This is a genomic window from Dysgonomonas sp. GY75 (assembly GCF_015234155.1).
Lineage (GTDB): Bacteria > Bacteroidota > Bacteroidia > Bacteroidales > Dysgonomonadaceae > Dysgonomonas > Dysgonomonas gadei.
The window spans coordinates 1-1,885 of record NZ_JADCLQ010000023.1; the positions used below are offsets into that span (position 1 = coordinate 1).

Annotated in this window: 2 protein-coding genes; one reads left to right on the forward strand and one right to left on the reverse strand. The window is 44.6% G+C overall.

Annotation, left to right across the window (positions count from 1 at the left end; all coding sequences use genetic code 11):
* Positions 1-272: 272 nt before the first annotated feature.
* Complete coding sequence (locus tag IR083_RS11045) at positions 273-1,139, reverse strand: helix-turn-helix domain-containing protein (protein ID WP_194224376.1); 867 nt, start codon at positions 1,137-1,139, stop codon at positions 273-275.
* Positions 1,140-1,524: 385 nt separating this feature from the next.
* On the opposite strand from IR083_RS11045, the gene IR083_RS11050 reads away from it, so the two are divergent.
* Positions 1,525-1,885, forward strand: a 361-nt coding sequence (locus IR083_RS11050) for a hypothetical protein (protein ID WP_194224377.1), incomplete at its 3' end; no start/stop codon positions are given.

The window sequence follows — 1,885 nt, forward strand, 5'->3', positions numbered from 1 at the left end:
TGCTGTATTTATATAGCGGCAGATTTTTTTTTGTTTCTACCTGAATATAAAATATTTATTTTATATTTGCAATCATATTTTAACTGAAAAGCGGAAAAGAGGGGCTAATTTGGAGCCGGATCACACAAAACTGAACATTTTGCGTTAATTTTACTGTTTAGTCTGAACACCTGACACTTACCAAGTGCCGGAACCTGTTTGTTTAACGCATATAAACATATGCAAAAGTAAACGTTATTTTATCAAATACATTACCCGTTTTTATCTATTTATTATCCATTTTTATAATCGGGTATTTTTCTTATTTCTCCCGGAGGACGTCCCAAGCGTTGTTTGCAGAAGCGGTTAAAGCTCGATTCGGATGCAAAGCCGAATTCGAGGCTTAATTCCTTGAGGTTATGGTCGCCGGCGCGGAGGGCATGGAATATCTTTTTTGCCTTATGGTCGTTCATCCATTTGTATCCGGAGGTATTGAAAGCCTTCCTGAAATGTTTCTCTATGCTTGACAGGGACATATTCATGGACGATGCCAGTTCGGAAAGAGTGCTGTATTTGTGGTAATTGTTCATCACATAATGAGAGAATCCCGCGTCGCGGCTGAGGGCTTCGCTGAAAAACAGCGCAAGTTCCTCCCGCGTATAAAACTCCCCGAACAGGTAGATCAATTCATTTATTTTCAGTTCATTATAATACCCGCAACAGAGTCCTTTGCGTATACAGCAGACCAGCATATCCGTATAACCCTTTACGGGTTCCTTGATTTCCAGCAGCCAGGGGGAATCCATTCCCGTATCCAACGTCCGGCGTATCAGGTCCTGCAGGCTGTAGCAGTCGCAGAACTGCAGCGTGGAGTAAGGACGTATAAACAAGAGTAGAGCTTCGGATTCAGCCCTGTAGCTAAAGTTGTAGCCTACCGGCAGGTAAAGCGCCTGTCCGCTGCGCATCCTGCGGTTATGGTACATCCCGAAGGAGTAGGTGACCTCCCCCTCGAGCAGGAAGATAATGATATGCTGCACGGATTGCTCGGTGAGCAGGACGCCTTTGCCGGCTTGTTTTATTTCAATGGACGGGTTTGCGCCTTTGTCGCAGTTCAGGCAAGTCCGGCAGGAAATATGTTCGTTAAGGTGTAATAATTCCATATCCAATTGGTTTTGAGCTTGTTTAATCTATGTTTAATGATGCTTTTGCTGTGTAAAGTCAGTTTCAATCCGTAAAAATGATTGGTTGCCAATCAATTAACAGGTGCGCGCCTCCCCGTTTTCCTTTCGGTGGAGGCCCGCATGTTTAACAATTTGTGTCATAAGCCTGCTTTAATTTTTATTTTATATAAGTTAATGTGTTAATTAGAAATATGTTAATATTAGTCCCCTACATCATTCCGGCACTTGGTAAGTGTCAGATAATTTAACGGATGGATCGTATAGGTTCGAACGATCCGGAAACAGGGGGCAGTCGATCATCCTTTGGTTCATTCAGGAGGGGTTGATTCGCAGAACACAGTAACAAGAGGCAATAAGGCAACAGATGAAAAGTTTAACAAAAACGATACAGACAGATATGCGGGGACCACTATTTCCCGGTTGCGGAAGACGCAGGGCAGACAGGCCTTTGAGCCGGGTATTCTTTTGTGCCGGCTTCGGTTTATCCCTGCGCACATACGTGAACAATACTACCCAAGCTTTCCAAACTTGGACATTAACTACAAGACGCACATTATTATTCCTGATGGCCGCCTTGCCGTCATCTCCTTTATCTCCCTTCTGCGGGGATGGCCGGAGCCGGATTCACCGCCGGGCCGGAGGGGAGTGGACGGCAGGACGGACATTGACGTGCCGCGGGGAAGCTGCCGGGTGTATAAAAAATAAATATATACAATACTTTATAT